We start from the raw sequence: 16,362 nt of genomic DNA on the forward strand, positions 1-16,362 counted from the left end.
CGCGCCGAGCAGTTCCGCGTGCGCCGGCGCGAATACGAGCGGCGGGTCGAGAAGATCCTGCGTGCCGGCATCAAGGCCGGCGAGTTCCGTGCCGTCGACGTGCGCCTCACCGCGCTCGCGTGGCTCGGCATGCACAACTACACGTATCTGTGGCTGAAGCCGGGCGGCCGGCTCTCGGCGCGCGATGTCGCCAAGCCATTCGCGGATCTGTTCATTCGCGGGATCACGAACGACGGCGCTACGGCGCCGCGTACCCCCCGTCGACGATCAGCGCCGCGCCGGTAGTCCAGCGCGCGGCGTCGCTCGCGAGGTAGGAGTACGCGCCGACGAGATCCGCAGGCGTTCCGAGTCCGAGGGGATGACGGGCCGCGATCGCGTCGAGCGCGTCGTCGGCGAGTCCGGCGTGGATTCCGGAACGAAACGTGCCCGGACACACGCAGTTCACGCGGACGCCGTCGCGCGCGTACTCGACGGCCGCGACCTTGGCGAGCTCGATCACGCCGGCTTTGGTGACGCAGTAGGGCGCCGCGTGCGACCACGCGGTCAGACCCGAAACCGACGCCGTGAGCACGATGGATCCCTCGTGCTGCCCGCGCATCACGGGTACCGCGGCGCGGATCGCGTTCACCGCGCCCATCACGTTCACGCGGAACGCGCGGTCCCAGTCGTCGCTCGCGAGATTGTGGATGCGGCCGCTCGGCGACAGCACGCCCGCGTTGCTGATCATCACGTCGAGCCGGCCGAAGGTGTCGACCGCCCGCCGAACGACCGCTTCGACCGCGTCGAAATCGCCGACGTCGGCGAGCACGGTCTCGAGCGCGCCGCGTGTCGTGGGCAACCCGGCGACCGTCGCGGCGAGCGCGCCCTCGTCGACGTCGCTGAGCACGACATCGGTGTTCGCCTCGCCCGCGAAGCGCGCGCTCAACGCGGCGCCGAGCGAGCCGCCCCCGCCTGTGATGGCGACGACCCGTCGAGTGCTCACGCGAGGAGGTAGCCGCCGTCGACATTGAGCACGCTGCCGGTGACGAAGGCCGCGGCATCCGACGCAAGGAATTGGTACGCGCCGGCGAGGTCGGTGTTGCGGCCCCAACGGCGCTGGGGCGTGTGATCGACGATCTCGGCCGCGAGCGCGGGGTTCTGCATCCAGCCCTCGGCGAGGGGCGAGTCGAACCAACCCGGCGCAACGACGTTCACCGTGATGCCCGCGGGCGCGAGGTCGAGCGCGAGGCCCTTCGCGAGCCCGACGAGGCCGGCCTTCGACGCGCTGTACGCGCTCAATCCGGCGCGCGGCCGCTCGCCGAGCACCGAGCCGGTGAAGAGGATGCGACCGCCGGGCTTCATGACGCGTGCCGCGGCGCGTGCACCGAGGAACGAGCCGGTGAGGTTCACGTCGAGCACGGCGCACCACACTGCGGGATCGATGTCGAGGGGCCCGCCGACGACGGGCGAGATGCCGGCGTTGCAGATCCAGACGTCGAGCCCGCCCCACTCGGCGACGGTCGCGCTCGCCACCGAGGCGTTGAAGTCGGCGTCGGTGACGTCGCCCGCACACACGAGCGCCGGCCCGTCGAGCTCGTCGGCCACGGCCTTGAGATCACGTTCGGTGCGCGCGACGAGCGTGAGCAGTGCGCCGGCGCGCGCGAACGCGTGTGCGAGCAGGCGGCCGAGGCCGCGGCTCGCGCCGGTGACGACGACGCGCTTGCCTCTGACGTCGCCGCCGCGTGGGAAGGAATCGGGGATCTCGATCTGCGTCGTCATCGTCCTGTGCCCATGGCGCGCCAAAGTGGACCGACCAGTACAATACCGGGTTCGTGTTCGCACCGGCCGAGCTCCTCGAGATGCACCGGAGGATGCTGCTGATCCGCGGCTTCGAGGAACGCGTCGCCACGCTGTACCGGGACGGCGAGGTGCCCGGCTTCGTGCACCTCTCGATCGGGCAGGAGGCCGCGGCCGTCGGCGCGTGCTCGCCACTTCGTACGGACGACGTGATCACGTCGACGCACCGGGGTCACGGCCACTGCCTCGCGAAGGGTCTCGAACCCGAGCCGATGTTCGCGGAGCTGATGGCGCGCGAGCGGGGGACGAACCGTGGCCGCGGCGGTTCGATGCACATCGCGGATCCGGCGCTCGGCATCTACGGCGCGAACGGGATCGTCGCCGCGGGGCTGCCGATCGCGGTCGGCGCGGCGTGGGCCGCGACCCTGCGCGGGTCCGATGCGATCGCGGTCGCGTTCTTCGGCGACGGCGCGGTCGCGGCCGGCGCGTTCCACGAGGCCGTGAACCTCGCGGCGGTGTGGCGGTTGCCGGTCGTGTTCTTCTGCGAGAACAACGGCTACGCGGAGTTCTCACCCGCGGCGACACAGCACGTGGCGACGCTCGAAGCGCGCGCGCGCGGCTACGGCGTCGACTTCGTCGCGGTCGACGGCAACGACGTGATCGCGACCGTGGCCGTGATGGAAGAGGTCGTCGCACGCGTGCGTCGAGGGGAAGGACCGGTGATCGTCGAGGCGACAACGTACCGGCACCACGGTCACTACGAAGGCGATCCGCAGCGCTATCGCTCCGACGCGGAACGGCGGGAATGGGACGCGCGCGATCCACTCGTCGTGCACGGCGCGCGACTCGATCCCGAGGCGGTGCTGGCGCTCACGGCTGATGTCGCGCGCGAGTTGGATGCGGCGGTCGCGACCGCGCGGGTCTGCGCGCATCCGGATCCCGCGTCGGTTCACGACTACGTGGTCCGTGCGCGCCCGTTGATTCCCGAGCCGCGGCCGCTCCCGCACGACGCGCCGGAGTTCCGCACGATGGACGCGATCCGGAGCGCGCTCGAACACGAGCTCGAGACCGACGATCGCGTCGCGCTCGCCGGCATCGACATCGGCGAGGGCGGCAACGTGTTCGGCCTGACGCGTGGGCTGCGCGATCGCTTCGGCGACCGGGTGCGCGACACGCCGATCTCCGAGACCGCGATCGTCGGGCTCGGCGTCGGCGCGGCGATGGCCGGTCTGCGCCCGGTCGTGGAGGTGATGTACCTCGACTTCGTCGGCGTGTGCCTCGACCAGCTGCTGAACCAGGCCGCGAAGCTGCCGTTCATGACCGGGGGCGCCGCGCCGATGGGCTTGACGGTGCGCACGCAGTTCGGCGCCGGTCGATCGTCGGGGAGCCAGCATTCGCAGAGCCTCGAAGCGTTGCTCGCGCACATTCCCGGGCTCACCGTCGTGATGCCGTCGACCCCCGCCGACACGTACGGGCTGCTGCGCGCCGCGATTCGCGATCCGAACCCGGTCGTGTTCATCGAGAACCGTCTGCTCTATGGGATGAAAGGCCCGCAACCGCCGGCCGACCATCTCGTGCCGATCGGCAAGGCAGGTGTGGCGCGCGTCGGGACCGACGTGACGGTCGTGTCGGTGTCGCGCATGGTGCACGAAGCGCTCGCGGCCGCGGAAGCAGTCGCAAGCGACGGGATCTCCGTCGAGGTGATCGATCTCCGGACCGTCGCGCCGCTCGATTTCGCGACCGTGCTCGAGTCGGTGCGCAAGACGAGCCGGCTGCTGATCGCGCACGAGGCCGTCGTGCCGTTCGGCATCGGTGCCGAGATCGCGGCCACGGTCGCGCGCGAGGCGTTCTTCGACCTCGACGCGCCGATCGAACGCGTCGGCGCGTTCGCGACGCCGCCGCCCTACGCGCCCGACCTCGAACGCGCCTGGCTGCCCGATCGGACCGACATCGAGACCACGATCCGCCGCCTCGCGCGAATCTGATCGCTCGCGATGAAGGGTCGACATCACTCAGTGCTGCGCGTCATTCGAACCCGTGCAGTACGCGTTCTGCACCGTCGCTCAATGTGCGAGTCGCAACGCTGCGTGGCCGGGTGCGACGACCCGCGCGCCCACACCCCGGGTACCGGCCGACGGGCCTGACGCACGCAACCGACGCGGATAGGGTCGCTTTCGGAGTGCCCGTCCGCAAAGCGCCCGCGCCCGGCGACGGGTCGAGTGAGCATTGTCCTTCGCCGGCCGCACCATGCGGACTGGAAAGGGTCCTGAGCCGGAGCGGCGCGTTCAGCCAAAGGGGTGCAGCGATGCTCGCTTGCGAAGCTGATCGAGTCGGGATAGCTCGCCGGTCCCTCCGTAGGCGTCGAGGTGTCGTCGCCTGGGTTGTCGCGCTGGGCGCGGTCTGCGCGATCGCAGGCGTGCCGACGCAAGCTGGTGCCGTATCGCGGGGGACAGGTGCAGGCGCCGCGGCAGCCGGGTCCATCAACATCTACGCAGGCATCGACGGGCGCATGATCAGTCTGGGTCCTGACGGCGCGCTGTGGTTCACCAATACCAATGCAATAGGCAGGATCACGGCCGACCACCATGTGACCACGTACTCGGATGTCACGGTGGACGATCCCTACGGAATCGTCGCCGGTCGCGACGGAGCGATGTGGTTCGCGAATTACGGCAACGACTCGATCGGCAGAATCGATACGTCCGGCCACATTTCGAATTACACCGATCCGAGCATCAGCGCACCGTTCGGCATCGCCCTCGGCTCCGACGGGGCGCTGTGGTTCACAAATCGCGGTAACAACTCGATCGGACGAATCACGACGTCTGGAAAGGTGAGCAACCTCACCGATCCGACAATTGTCGCTCCTGTAGAAATTGCTGCCGGTCCAGACGGTGCCCTGTGGTTCACCCAGTCCAACAATTCAATCGGTCGACTCACGACCATCGGCAGAGTCACGAACTACACGAGTCCGACCATCGACGGCCCATTTGGCATTGCCGCCGGTCAGCACCATGCATTGTGGTTCACGAACCGATCCGGCAACTCGATCGGCCGGATTACCACTGCTGGCGTTATCACCAACTACAAAGGCCGGACAATTGCCTCCCCGACTTCGATCGTTGCCGGACCAGACGGAGGAATGTGGTTCACCAACGGGGCTGACCGCAAGCGGGATTCCATCGGTCGGGTCTCGACGACATCGGCTGTGGCTGCCTTTCGAGGTTCCAGCGTTCACTCGCCGTACGGCATCGCGGTCGGAGCAGACCGAGCGCTCTGGTTTACGAACGGAAAGCAGTACAACCATGTGATCGGACGACTGACGACGTCGGGCGTCTTCACGCGCGGGACAACCTCCGGGATAAGCAATCCCTATCAAATCGCGAGCGGTCCCGATGGATCGTTGTGGTTCACGAGCGATAGTTATGTGAATCACTCGCTTGGGCGAATTACCACTTCTGGAAAGGTGAGTCGCTATCCGTGCCCGGACTCCTGCCTGGCGGAAGCCGTTGCCCCGGGTCCCGATGGTACGGAGTGGTTCACCGACTTTCCTAGCGCGATCGGACACGTAACAACGCAGGGTGTGATCACCGAGTACTCAGACCCGAATGTCGAATATCCGGAAGGCATTACGCTCGGCCCAGATGGTGCCATGTGGTTCACCCAGAACGGTTCGATAGGACGAGTGACCGCCGATGGACAATTCACCTTTTACGGCGGCGGGGACATTCCGTGCCCATATGCGATCGTCAATGGTCCAGACAACGCGTTGTGGTTCACGACGATGTGTGGAGACAACGAGATCGGCCGAATCTCGACCAGTGGGCAGATTACCCTCTATACCTCGCCCTCCATCAGCTTTCCGGATTCGATCACGGCCGGCAGCGACGGAGCGTTGTGGTTCGCGAATTCACAGAACAATTCCATTGGTCGCATCACAACGGACGGCACCATCACTCAGTTCACTGCTCCGACAATCGACTATCCGACCGCGATCACAGCCGGACCTGACGGCGCGCTCTGGTTCACGAGCTTTGGAAATTGGTCGATCGGGAGAATCACGACGGCTGGTGCCGTCAGCTCCTACACCGATCACCGAATCAGCGGTCTCGAAGGGATTGCGGCGGGATCGGATGGGGGCATCTGGTTCACGAACGACGGGACAGACGCCATCGGCCGTATCCAGCCGTAGCGAACGACCGACGGTGTGCTAGCACCCAAGTGCGCGGGCGATGACGAGGTGCTGGATCTCGTTGGTGCCCTCGCCGATCTCGAGCACCTTCGAGTCGCAGTAGAAGCGGGCGACGGGGGAGTCGAGCATGTAGCCGACGCCGCCGTGGATCTGCACGGCCTCCGACGCGGCCCACGTCGCGACGCGGCTCGCTTTGAGCTTCGCCATCGCGGCTTCCTTGCGGAACGGCTCGTCCGCGTCGCGCAATGAGGCCGCGCGGTACGTGAGCCACCGCGCGGCCTCGAGCTCGGTCGCGATGTCGGCGAGCTTGAACTGGATCGCCTGGAACGACGCGATCGGCTGGCCGAACTGCTCGCGCTGCTTCGCATAGTCGAGGGCGAGGTCGAGCACCGCCTGCGTCAGACTCAGCGACAGCGCCGCGATCGAGATGCGGCCCACCTCGAGCGTGCGCAGGAATTGGTTCAGCCCCATCGCGGGATCGCCGAGCAGGTGGTCGTCGGGAACCCACACGTCGTCGAAGGCGAGCTCGCGCGTGTCGAGCCCGCGCCAGCCGATCCCGCGCAGCTTCGGCCCCATCGTGAAGCCGGGCGTGTCCTTCTCGACGACGAAGCTCGCGTACCCGCCGTCGTCGCCGGTGCGCGCGAGCAAGGTCACGCCGAACGACATGTCGGTCCCCGCGTTCGAGATGAACGTCTTGCGCCCGTTGATCACCCAGCCGCCGTCGCGCCGCTCGGCGTGCGTGCGGATACCGCGCGCGTCGGATCCCGCGTCGGGCTCGGTCAGACCGAACGCGCCGAGTGTGCGGCCCTCCGCGAGCGGACGGAGCCAGCGCTCGCGTTGCACGTCGGTGCCGAACAGCAGGAGCGGCAGCGAACCGATCGTCGCGTGGGCCTGCCACGCTGCCGCGACCGACTGGTCGGCGTGCCCGATCTGCTCCATCGCGGCGACGAACCCGACCGTCGACATGCCGATGCCGCCCCACTCCTCGGGCACGAGCATGCCGAGCAACCCGAGCGCGCCCATCTCGCGCAGGAGGTCGGTGGGGCAGCGCGCGTCGTCCCACGCCCGCGGCGCGCGGGTGGCGATCTCTCGTTGCGCGAAGTCGCGGCACAGGTCGACGAGGTCGTGCTCGCGTTCGGTGAGGGAGAAGTCCACGTCAGTGGGCACGCAGGTGCGCGGTGAATCCCGTCGACCATTCCATGAGATCGTCGGGGACCGTGTAGCCGCGCTCGTCGTTGATCGCATCCCACTGCTGCGCGACACCCTCGATGGTCGGCCGCTCGATCAGTGCGCCCGCCGTCGAGGCGAGGAACAGACGCGCGAAGCGGCCGAAGCCCGCGACGTAGACCTCGCCGTTCACCGGACACGCCTCGTGCGCGAGGAACGCGGCCATCGGCGCGACGAGCTCGGGCGCCATCGCGTCCGCATTCGGTGGCTCCGGTCCGGCCATGCGCGTGAACGCGGCCGGCGCGATCGCGTTGACGGCGATGCGGTGCGGCGCGGCCGCGGTCGCGAGGCTGCGCGTCATCCCGATCACGGCCGCCTTCGCCGTCGCGTACGAGACGTTGTTCGGCAGGCCGAGGATGCCCGTCGACGTCGTCATCACGATCCGCCCGGAGCCCCGCTCGACCATGTGGGGCCACACCGCGCGCGTCGTGTGGAACGCGCCGAACACGTGCACCGCGAGGTGGCGCGCGAGGTTGTCGTCGTCGACATCCGGGAACCCGGCCCAGCGCACGATTCCCGCGTTGTTGACGAGCGCGTCGACGCGCCCGAACTGCGCGATCGCGCCCTCGGCTAAAGCCTGCGCGCCCTCAGCCGTCGAGACATCGTGCGCGTCGGCGATCGCCTCACCGCCGGCCGCGACGATCTCCGCCGCAACCACCGCCGCGGGCTGCGCGTCCGCACCGTCGCCTTGGATCGATCCGCCGAGATCGTTCACCACGACGCGCGCGCCGCGCGCGCCGAGCAGGCATGCGTGCGCGCGGCCGATGCCGCGTCCCGCGCCGGTGACGATCGCGACGCGCCCGTCGAAACGGAGCTCGCTCAGTGTTCGAGCCCGAGCAGATCGCCGAGCGTCCCGCCGAGCATCGCGGCGCGGTCTTCGTCGGAGACGCCCGCGAACTGCTGTGCGATCAGCGCTTGCGAACCGCGGAACGTGCCTTCGGCGTGCGGGTAGTCGGAGCCCCACACGATCGTCGACACACCGGTGACGTGCCGGCACGCGACTGCGATCGGATCGTCCTGGAACGACACGTGGAACTGGCGCTGCACGTACTCGGCGGGTCGCAGCGGGTGTGGCCACTTCTCATTGACGTCGAACATGCGCGCCATCTGCGGCTGGTCGCCGGCGCCGCGCGAGTCGTCCCAGTAGCCGAGCCACCAGTCGGCATCCTGCCCGACGCCCGTCGTCCACGCCTTCTCGATCGCGCCGACGAGCGACGCGAGCCAGTGCGCGTTGAACTCGATGAGCCCGAAGTGCAGCTCGGGGTAGCGCTCGGGCACGCCGCCCGCGAGCAGCTCGACGACGATCTGCTGCGGGTTGATCGTGTTGTAGACGCACTGCGCCATCATCCGCTTCGACGCGATCCGGCTGTCCATCGGGTGGTTCAGCTCGTCGGCCATCGAGCGCACCTGGCGCAGCACCGGCGACTCGGCTTCGCCCATCTTCACGCCGCCGGTCGCGCAGTGGAAGAACACGTGCGTGCCGTTCGCGCGTGCCGCGGCCCAGACCGGGTCGAGGTCGGCGGCGTACAACGGAAGTGGCGCGTTCGCAGGCAGCAGGATGGCGCGGAACCCCGAGCCCGCGACGCGCTCGATCTCCGCGACCGCGTCGTCGATATCGGTGAGCGGGATCGGCGCGGTCGGCGCGATGCGGTCGAGGTACGGCGTGTAGCGCTCGACGACGTAGTCGTTGTACACGCGTGCGTGTGCGATCGAGAGCTCGTGGTCGTCGCTGTAGAGCGCGAACAGGGAGCGGTTCGGGTGCATCACCTGCGCGTCGATGCCGTCGAGGTCCATGTCGTCGAGCATCCGCTCGGGGTCGCCGGTGTGCGGCGTGCCGTCGAAATGGCGGTAGCGCGACACGGCCCAGCCTTCGAAGCCGGGCGTGCGCACGCGCGCGAACTCGCGCACGCCGCCTTCGACGAGTGGCTCGATGTCGAAGTCCTCTTCCCAGAAACCGCGGTCGCGCAGGTGCTTCGGGAGTCGAGTGCGGAAGAGATCGGTCGGCTCGACGATGTGCCCGTCGGCGGAGACCACGAAGTCGTTGGGGGCCATGCACGCAACCTTGCTTCGGCTCGCGGCAGACATTAGACCAATCGGTCCAAGATGCGATCACCGACGGAGGCGCGCGGTGGCGAAGCGGTGGACGCAACGGCCGGCCGGTTCGACGTGGGGTGACTGGGGCGACGACGACGAGCTCGGTCGCATCAACCTGCTCACGCCCGAGAAAGTGCGCCAAGGTGTGCGCGAGGTGGAGGCCGGAATCAGCTTCTGCCTCAGCTTGCCGCTCGACTATCCGGGCGGCACCGCGCTGAACCAGCGCCGTCATCCTCCGGTGCTCGCGCCGACCGAGGACATGGACGGCACGCCCGCGACCTTCTACAACGTCCACCAGAGCGAGATGCCGGAGTGGGGCGACCCGCGGTACGTCGACGTGTGGGTCGACGACACCGTCACGCTCTCGCTCCAGTACTCGACGCAGTGGGACTCGCTTGCGCACGCAGGCGCGGAGTTCGATGCCGACGGCGACGGTGTCGAAGAGGCCGTCTTCTACAACGGCTACCGCTCGGATGTCGATCTCGTCGGTCCGCAGGAAGACGCGCGCGGCGACGGCAGCAAGCACCGCTGCTTCGCGAAGCATCTCGGGCTCGAGCACATGGCGGCGACCGGCGTGCAAGGGCGCGGTGTGCTCGTCGACCTCGCGCATCACCTCGGTACGGAGTGGCGCGGGGTCGACCGCGCGACGCTCGAGAACATCATGACGGCCGACAACGTCGTCGTGGAGCCCGGCGACATCCTGCTGCTGCACACCGGTTTCGCGACGCAGGTGCTCGAGTGGAATCGCGAGCCGGATCCGGTGCAGATCCACCGTATGTGCACGTACCTCGACGCGCGCGACGAGTCGTTGCTCGAATGGATCGCCGACTCGCAGATCGCCGGGCTCGTCGCCGACAACTACGCGGTCGAGGGCCTCGTCGGTCGCGACCGCAACCCCGACCGGCACTCGTTGCTGCCGATCCACCACCTCTGCCTGTTCCGCCTCGGAGTGCCGCTCGGCGAGATGTGGTATCTGCACGAGCTCGCGGCCTGGCTGCGCGAACACCACCGCAGCCGCTTCCTCCTCACTGCGCCTCCGCTGCGGCTACCGGGCGCGGTCGGCTGCCCGCTGACTCCGGTCGCCACCGTCTGACGCACGCGCGGTGCTCGACATGAGGAACTGGCCGTAGTCGTTCGCGACGACGTCGGCGATCACCGAGAAGAGCTTCGGTCGCCCGCCTGAGTTCAGCAGGTACTTGCGAGGCTTTCCGGGGATGTTGGTGCCGAAGTAGTAGCTGCACTCGCCGAACGACGACTTCACCGCGCCGCGGTCGACCATGCTCGTCCACTTGTCTTCTGCGGCGGCATCGACCTCGATCCGCTCGTATCCGTGCTCGCGCGCGTACACGAGCGTGTCGACGACGAAGTCGACCTGGTCGCCGTTGTAGCGCGGGTTGTTGCCCGCCGCTGCGTGCGGACCGCCGGGGAAGAAGAGGTTCGGGAATCCCGCGGCCTGCACACCGAGGAACGTGCGCGGACCCTCGGCCCACGCGTCGACGAGCATCACCCCATCGCGCCCGCGGATGCCCATGCGCGCGAGTGCGCCGGTGCCGAAGTCGAAGCCGGTCGCCCACACGATGATGTCGTGCGCGCGTTCGCGCTCGGTCGTCACGATCCCGTTGGCGGTGACGCGCGTGATCGGGGTCGCGACGAGGTCGACGAGCTCGACGTTCGGTCGGTTGTAGATCTCGTAGTAGCCGGTCACGAACGGCGGTCGCTTCTCGCCGAAGCGATGGTCCTTCGGGATCAGCCGCTCCGCGACCGCAGGATCGCCGACGACCGCGCGCACCTTCTCGGCCACGAACTCGCACCACTGCGCGTTCGCGGCGTCGTCGAACATCATGTCGGTGTAGTGGCTGATGAGCTTGCCGAAGCCCGGACGCGCCCACATCGCCTCGTAGAAGGCGCGGCGCTCCGCCTCGGTGTCGTCGGCGGTCGCCCGGTCGTGCATCGGGTGCAGGAAGCCCGCGGGCGACGTGTTCAACGTCTGGCGGATCTGCTCGAAGTCGGCGCGCAGCTGCGCCTGCTCCTCCGGCGTGATCGGCGCGTTGTTGAGCGGCGTGCACCAGTTCGGCGTGCGTTGGTAGACGGTGAGCGCGGCGACGTCGGCGGCGATCTCGGGGATCAGCTGCACGCCGCTCGAACCCGTGCCGATGACCGCGACGCGCGCGCCGGCGAAGTCGACGGGCGTCGCGGGCCAGAGCCCGGTGTGAAGCGCTTCGCCGCGGAAGTTGTCGCGGCCGGGCACATCGGGGAAGTAGGGGATCGACAGCACGCCGGTCGCGGCGACGAGATAGCGCGCGACGACGCGCGCGCCGTCGGCGCTGTCCCCGGTCGCATGCTCGCTCGTCTCGGCACGGGACTTCGGTGTCGTTCGTCGCTGACCGCTCACCGGCTCCGTCGTCACCGCCCACGTCGCGGTCGCGTCGTCGTACTCGGCGGCGGCGACGCGCGCGCCGAAGTGCATGTGCCGGCGCAGATCGAATCGGTCGACGACGTGATTCAGGTAGCGCTCGATCTCCGGCTGCGACGCGAAGTGCTCCTGCCACTCCCACTCGTCGAACAGCTCGCGCGAGAAGAGGTACGCGTACGTGTAGCTCTCGGAGTCGAAGCGCGCGCCGGGGTAACGGTTCCAGAACCATGTACCGCCGACGCCGTCGCCCGCCTCGAGCAGCTGCGCCGAGAACCCCGATTCGAGGGCGCGGTACAGCTGGTAGATGCCGGTGATGCCGGCACCGACGACGAGCACGTCGACGGTGGGCGCGTCGTCCATGCGCGGATTGTACCGATCGGTCTACTCTTTGGTCGTGGCCGAGCCCGTGCCGTTCGCGATCGAGACGCCCGACCGCGTGCGCAAGGAGCGTTACTACGACCCCGACTTCTACGCGCTCGAGGTCGAGCGGCTCTGGCCGCGCGTCTGGCAGATGGCGTGCCGGCTCGAGGAGATCCCGCAGCCGAACGACTTCGTCGAGTACGAGATCCTCGACCAGTCGGTGATCGTGCTGCGCACCGCCGCCGGCGACGTGCGCGCGTTCGAGAACGCGTGCCGGCACCGCGGCGTGCGCGTCGTCGAGGGTCGAGGAACATGTGAGAGCGGATTCGTGTGCCCGTTCCACGGCTGGTGCTATGGAGCCGACGGCGGGAACACGCACGTGCCGCGCGCGAAGGCGTTCTCGGAGCACAACCTGCATCCGGGCGAGATCGATCTCGTGCCGGTGCGCTGCGAGACGTGGGGTGGTTGCGCGTGGATCAACCTCGACACCGACGCGCTCCCGTTGCGACAGTGCCTCGAACCGAGTGCGAGTGTGCTCGACGGGTGGAGGGTCGAGTCGCTGCGCACCGACTGGTGGTACTCGTGCCGGCTGCCGGTGAACTGGAAGCTCGCGCAAGAGGCGTTCGTCGAGCAGTACCACGTTGTCGAGACGCATCCGCAGCTCGTGATTCCCGGCCGCTACGGATCGCGCAAGGGTGAGGTCGATCCGCGTGCGTACATCGCTGCCGACCTTCGCTACCTCCACACGATGAGCGACGGCATGGCCGGCATGGTGCACGCGAACGATGTCGCGGTCGCCGAGCGGCTCCGCGCCGAGATTGAGTTGCCGGACGATCCGGACGCGGCGATCGCGACGTGGCACCGCGAGCTCAACGACGCGGTCACGGCGTGGCATCGCGAGCGCGGCGACGACATCCCCGACCTCTCGGCGCTCGCCGCGCAGCAGCTCGACGAGCCGATGGGCTACTGCTTCCCGCACTGGTTCGTGCTGCCGATGTACAGCAGCGCGTCGTCGTACCGCTTCCGGCCGCTCGGGCCGGAGGAGACGCTCATGGAGATCTGGTCGTTGACGCGCTTCCCCGCGGACGAAGCGCGCGAGCGGCCGGTGCCGCCCGAGCCGTGGGAGTGCGACGACGCGCGCTGGCCGCCGATCCCCGCGCAGGACTTCTCGAACCTGCCCCGCCAGCAGCGCGGGCTGCACGCGCGCGGCTTCGAGTACATGCGGCTGTCGGAGCGGATGGAAGGCCACATCTCGAACTTCCACCGCACGATCGACGGCTACCTTGCGGGGCTGCCGACCGAGCGGCTGCTGCCGGCGCTGCGCGAAGTGAACGTCAATCCGCTCGAGCGCGCGATCGCCGATTTCGAGCTGTGACTCACGCCGACGTCGTCGAGGGGGTGCGCGCCGCGATCGCGGCGTACACCCTCGCGCTCGACGACGGTCGGACCGACGACGTCGTCGCGACCTTCGCGCCCGACGGCGTGTCCGAGATGCCGGGCATGGGTCGGCTCGAAGGCCACGACGCGTTGCGCGCCGCGTACGCGCGCTGGACACCGCGCCGACCGCAGCGGCACGTCGTCGCGAACACGTTGCTGACCGAGTGGACCGACGACGACGCGCGCGCGATCAGCGACGTTGTGTTCCTGCTGCAGGGCAAGGACGGGTGGAGCGTGCAGATGGTCGGCCGCTACGACGACACACTCCGCCGCGACGGCAAAACGTGGAAGTTCGCGCGGAGATCGCTGACCCCGATCGAGTAGCGGTTCAGAGCGCGAGGTTCTGCACTTCGTCGTAGAAGTCGTCGTAGAAGCTCGGGTTCCCGCCTTCGATCCCGATCCGGAAGCCGTTGTCGAGCGTCTGACAGCCGTCGGCCTTCCACCAGAGATCGACGTCGGGCGCGGCGCGGTATGTGAACACGAAGATCCGTACCAGACCCGTGTCCATCGGGCAGTTGATCATGCCGGATGCCTGCCCGAGATGAATGCGATTGATCACGGCCGCGAGGGTGCGGGCGCGCGCGACGTCGAGCCGTCGAGACTCCTGCAGCCGGGCGGGCGGGTACGTCCACTTGTAGCCACAGACGATTCCCCCCGTCGGTCGGAGCGACGGCAGCAAGGTCGAACCGTGCGCATCGCCTTCGTTCTTCACGTCGTGATCGCCCGCGATCGCCTTCGGGCACCCGGACTTCGCGAGCACGCGCACCGCCGGCGTGCCGACGGCGTAGTGCGGCCCGGCACCGCAGGCGCCGACGGTCACGATCGTGGCGAGGACGAGCGCGACGAGACCGGGGCTGGTCGTCGTCGAACGCGTCACACGGACTCTGACGAGGCCCGTCGTCGAATGGTTCCGTCGTCGCGAGCCTCGAAGCGCGTCTTTCGTCGCAGCATCGGTGCCTCGACGAGCCGGTACGAGAGCTCACCGACGACGAGGATCACGCCGACCTGGAAGACGAAGGAGAGCGGCGGCGAGAGATGCACGTGCTGTCGGTCGAGGTACGCGAACACGAGCGGGTGGAAGAGGTAGATCGCGTACGAGCGCCTCCCGAGCCACGCGAGCGGCGCGAGCGCCAGCACCCGTGAGACCGGGTTGCCGGGCGAGGCGACGAGCCCGGCGATGAGCACCCCGATCGCGACGGCGAAGGCGAGAAAGCCCCAGTCGGGGAGCCAGCCGGAGAAGATGTAGACCGCGCGCCAGATGATCACGCCCGCGGCGAGGAGCGCGCCCCAGGCCAGCCAGCCGAGCCGCGAACGGGCGCGGTCTCCGAGCCGGGGCAGGAGGAAGAACAACAGGATCGCGGTGAGGCAGCCGGCGAGAAGTGAGTCGGCGCGCGTGTCGGACCCGAAGTAGATCCGCTGCCACACACCGAGCAGCCGGTGGTTGTTCGCCTCGGCCGCGACCAGAGCCAGCAGCTTGTTCGTGCCGGTGTAGGTCGTCTGGTGCAGGTGGTGGAGGTGATCGTTCCAGTACCACGCGCGCCACGCCGCCGACGCCGCGATTCCGCCTGCCGTCAAGAGCGCGAGCGTTCTCGCTCGCACCCGTCGCGTGAGGAGCAGCACGAGGATCAACGGCCAGACGACGTAGAACTGCTCCTCGATCGCGAGCGACCACGTGTCGAAGATCACCCCGACGGCCCGCGGCTGGTAGATGCCGACCCAGTTCGCGACGTAGAACGCCGCGCCGAGCAGCCCGTTGGTCTCGGGGCGATTCGGGTCCTTCGCCGCCAGCGTGACGTGCAACACGCACGCGATGACGAGCAGGACGGCGAGCGCGGGCAGGAGGCGCAGCGCCCGGCGCGCGTAGAAGCGACGCAGGCTCACGGCGCCGAATCGTGCGTGTTCCTGGAGCAGCAGCGTCGTAATGAGGAATCCCGACAGCACAAAGAACGCGTCGACGCCGAGGAAGCCGCCGCCGAACGGCTTCGGCCGGATGGACGCGACGCCCCACGGATAGTGCACGAGCACGACGAGCGCCATCGCGAGCGCGCGGACACCGTCGAGCGCGGGTTGGTAGCCGAAGCGCGCCCGCTTCTCGCTCGCGATCACCCTCGATCCACCCCCGACGAGCTTCCCCGGCTCGCAGAATGCCGTGCTCCCAGCCTGTTGCGTACGGCCGGGTCGCGCAAAACGCGGGAGCCACACGTCGCGGCGCATCGGCGACCGCCGCGGGAGCGACGACGCGCGGGCTCGTGCCGAGGCATAGTCGGGCTCGATGCGACGGTGGCAACGGATGATCGCGAGGGAGGCGGCGCGGCCGAGGCGAGCGAGTCGCGTCAACGCAATCGCCGCCGACGTTCCGTGGCTCGGACCGACGATCTGGATTCTGAGCGCGCTCTATTTCGTCGTGCAGGTCGTCGTCGCGTCGGTCTGGCGGCCCTCGTACAGCTGGTTCGGCAACACGATCAGCGATCTGGGCAACACGTCGTGCAGGCGGACGCTGTGCTCACCTCGCCACGCGTGGATGAACGGTGAATTCGTGCTCCTCGGCGCGGGCATGATCGCCGGATCGGTGCTGATCTACCAGGCGTTCGCCGAACGTGAGCCCGCCGAGCGACTCGCGGCCCGCATCGGCTTCACGGCCCTTGCGATCGCGGGCGTGGGAACCGGTCTCGTCGGTTGCTTCCCCGAGAACACCGTCGGCGCGCTGCACGTCGTCGGCGCGGCGCTCGCGATCGGTGTCGGCACCGCCGGCATCCTCGTGCTCGGACTCGCGGTGACCGTCCCGAACCGTCTGCGCTGGACGATGCGGGTCGGCGCGCCGCTCGCGTTGATCGCGCTCCTGTTGTTCGCCGGTCACGTGTAC

15 protein-coding genes are annotated in these 16,362 nt (G+C 68.7%); 7 read left to right on the forward strand and 8 right to left on the reverse strand.

Going from position 1 to position 16,362, the window contains the following annotated elements; all coding sequences use genetic code 11:
* The coding region (locus VH914_13605; GenBank protein ID HEX4492239.1) for a TetR/AcrR family transcriptional regulator at positions 1–285 on the forward strand (285 nt) is incomplete at its 5' end.
* Here VH914_13605 and VH914_13610 read toward each other — a convergent pair.
* Together VH914_13610 and VH914_13615 are read right to left on the reverse strand one after the other, a co-directional pair.
* Entirely contained in the window at positions 239–982 is a 744-nt protein-coding gene (locus VH914_13610) for an SDR family oxidoreductase (GenBank protein ID HEX4492240.1), read from the reverse strand. The genes VH914_13605 and VH914_13610 overlap by 47 nt on opposite strands.
* A complete protein-coding gene (locus VH914_13615) occupies positions 979–1,758 on the reverse strand; it encodes an SDR family NAD(P)-dependent oxidoreductase (GenBank protein ID HEX4492241.1) in 780 nt (259 codons plus the stop codon). The genes VH914_13610 and VH914_13615 overlap by 4 nt, the downstream gene beginning before the upstream one ends.
* Positions 1,759–1,838: 80 nt before the next feature.
* Here VH914_13615 and VH914_13620 point away from each other — a divergent pair, with 80 nt between their 5' ends.
* Entirely contained in the window at positions 1,839–3,761 is a 1,923-nt protein-coding gene (locus VH914_13620) for a dehydrogenase E1 component subunit alpha/beta (protein ID HEX4492242.1), read from the forward strand.
* A gap of 431 nt (positions 3,762–4,192) precedes the next feature.
* Complete coding sequence (locus VH914_13625; GenBank protein HEX4492243.1) at positions 4,193–5,968, forward strand: hypothetical protein; 1,776 nt, start codon at positions 4,193–4,195, stop codon at positions 5,966–5,968.
* 18 nt (positions 5,969–5,986) lie between these two features.
* On the opposite strand, the gene VH914_13630 is transcribed toward VH914_13625, so the two are convergent.
* Genes VH914_13630 through VH914_13640 form a run of 3 tightly spaced genes read right to left on the reverse strand, consistent with a single transcriptional unit; the run spans position 5,987 to position 9,247 of the window.
* Positions 5,987–7,135, reverse strand: coding sequence for an acyl-CoA dehydrogenase family protein (locus tag VH914_13630; GenBank protein HEX4492244.1), 1,149 nt, complete (start codon positions 7,133–7,135; stop codon positions 5,987–5,989).
* Positions 7,125–8,018 carry an SDR family NAD(P)-dependent oxidoreductase gene (locus VH914_13635; GenBank protein HEX4492245.1) on the reverse strand — a complete coding sequence of 298 codons (894 nt, stop codon included), beginning with the start codon at positions 8,016–8,018 and terminating at the stop codon, positions 7,125–7,127. Before VH914_13635 ends, VH914_13630 begins: the two co-directional genes overlap by 11 nt.
* On the reverse strand, positions 8,015–9,247 hold the full coding sequence (locus tag VH914_13640) for an amidohydrolase family protein (GenBank protein HEX4492246.1): 1,233 nt from the start codon (positions 9,245–9,247) through the stop codon (positions 8,015–8,017). The genes VH914_13635 and VH914_13640 overlap by 4 nt, the downstream gene beginning before the upstream one ends.
* Positions 9,248–9,323: 76 nt before the next feature.
* Between VH914_13640 and VH914_13645 the strand changes: the two genes are divergently transcribed.
* Complete coding sequence (locus VH914_13645) at positions 9,324–10,382, forward strand: cyclase family protein (GenBank protein HEX4492247.1); 1,059 nt, start codon at positions 9,324–9,326, stop codon at positions 10,380–10,382.
* Here the strand turns inward: VH914_13645 and VH914_13650 are convergent.
* Entirely contained in the window at positions 10,335–12,062 is a 1,728-nt protein-coding gene (locus VH914_13650; GenBank protein ID HEX4492248.1) for an NAD(P)/FAD-dependent oxidoreductase, read from the reverse strand. The two genes, VH914_13645 and VH914_13650, sit on opposite strands and share 48 nt — an antisense overlap.
* On the opposite strand from VH914_13650, the gene VH914_13655 reads away from it, so the two are divergent.
* Both VH914_13655 and VH914_13660 read left to right on the forward strand, forming a co-directional pair.
* Positions 12,061–13,437: an aromatic ring-hydroxylating dioxygenase subunit alpha gene (locus VH914_13655; GenBank protein ID HEX4492249.1), complete on the forward strand. Its 1,377-nt coding sequence runs from the start codon at positions 12,061–12,063 to the stop codon at positions 13,435–13,437. The two genes, VH914_13650 and VH914_13655, sit on opposite strands and share 2 nt — an antisense overlap.
* Complete coding sequence (locus VH914_13660) at positions 13,434–13,823, forward strand: nuclear transport factor 2 family protein (GenBank protein ID HEX4492250.1); 390 nt, start codon at positions 13,434–13,436, stop codon at positions 13,821–13,823. The genes VH914_13655 and VH914_13660 overlap by 4 nt, the downstream gene beginning before the upstream one ends.
* Positions 13,824–13,827: 4 nt before the next feature.
* Here the strand turns inward: VH914_13660 and VH914_13665 are convergent, their stop codons facing one another.
* Both VH914_13665 and VH914_13670 read right to left on the reverse strand, forming a co-directional pair.
* Positions 13,828–14,376, reverse strand: coding sequence for a hypothetical protein (locus tag VH914_13665; protein HEX4492251.1), 549 nt, complete (start codon positions 14,374–14,376; stop codon positions 13,828–13,830).
* Complete coding sequence (locus VH914_13670) at positions 14,373–15,605, reverse strand: acyltransferase (protein ID HEX4492252.1); 1,233 nt, start codon at positions 15,603–15,605, stop codon at positions 14,373–14,375. The genes VH914_13665 and VH914_13670 overlap by 4 nt, the downstream gene beginning before the upstream one ends.
* A gap of 184 nt (positions 15,606–15,789) precedes the next feature.
* On the opposite strand from VH914_13670, the gene VH914_13675 reads away from it, so the two are divergent.
* A partial coding sequence (locus tag VH914_13675) for a DUF998 domain-containing protein (protein HEX4492253.1) occupies positions 15,790–16,362 on the forward strand: 573 nt, incomplete at its 3' end.

It is taken from the genome of Acidimicrobiia bacterium, from assembly GCA_036271555.1.
Taxonomy (GTDB): domain Bacteria; phylum Actinomycetota; class Acidimicrobiia; order IMCC26256; family PALSA-610; genus DATBAK01.

What these genes read in the sequence shown, in the direction of transcription:
- VH914_13655 (HEX4492249.1), top strand. Translation starts at nt 12,061, where the DNA reads ATGCGCGGATTGTACCGATCGGTCTACTCTTTGGTCGTGGCCGAGCCC.
- VH914_13640 (HEX4492246.1), bottom strand. Translation starts at nt 9,247, where the DNA reads ATGGCCCCCAACGACTTCGTGGTCTCCGCCGACGGGCACATCGTCGAG.
- VH914_13620 (HEX4492242.1), top strand. Translation starts at nt 1,839, where the DNA reads ATGCACCGGAGGATGCTGCTGATCCGCGGCTTCGAGGAACGCGTCGCC.
- VH914_13650 (HEX4492248.1), bottom strand. Translation starts at nt 12,062, where the DNA reads ATGGACGACGCGCCCACCGTCGACGTGCTCGTCGTCGGTGCCGGCATC.
- VH914_13615 (HEX4492241.1), bottom strand. Translation starts at nt 1,758, where the DNA reads ATGACGACGCAGATCGAGATCCCCGATTCCTTCCCACGCGGCGGCGAC.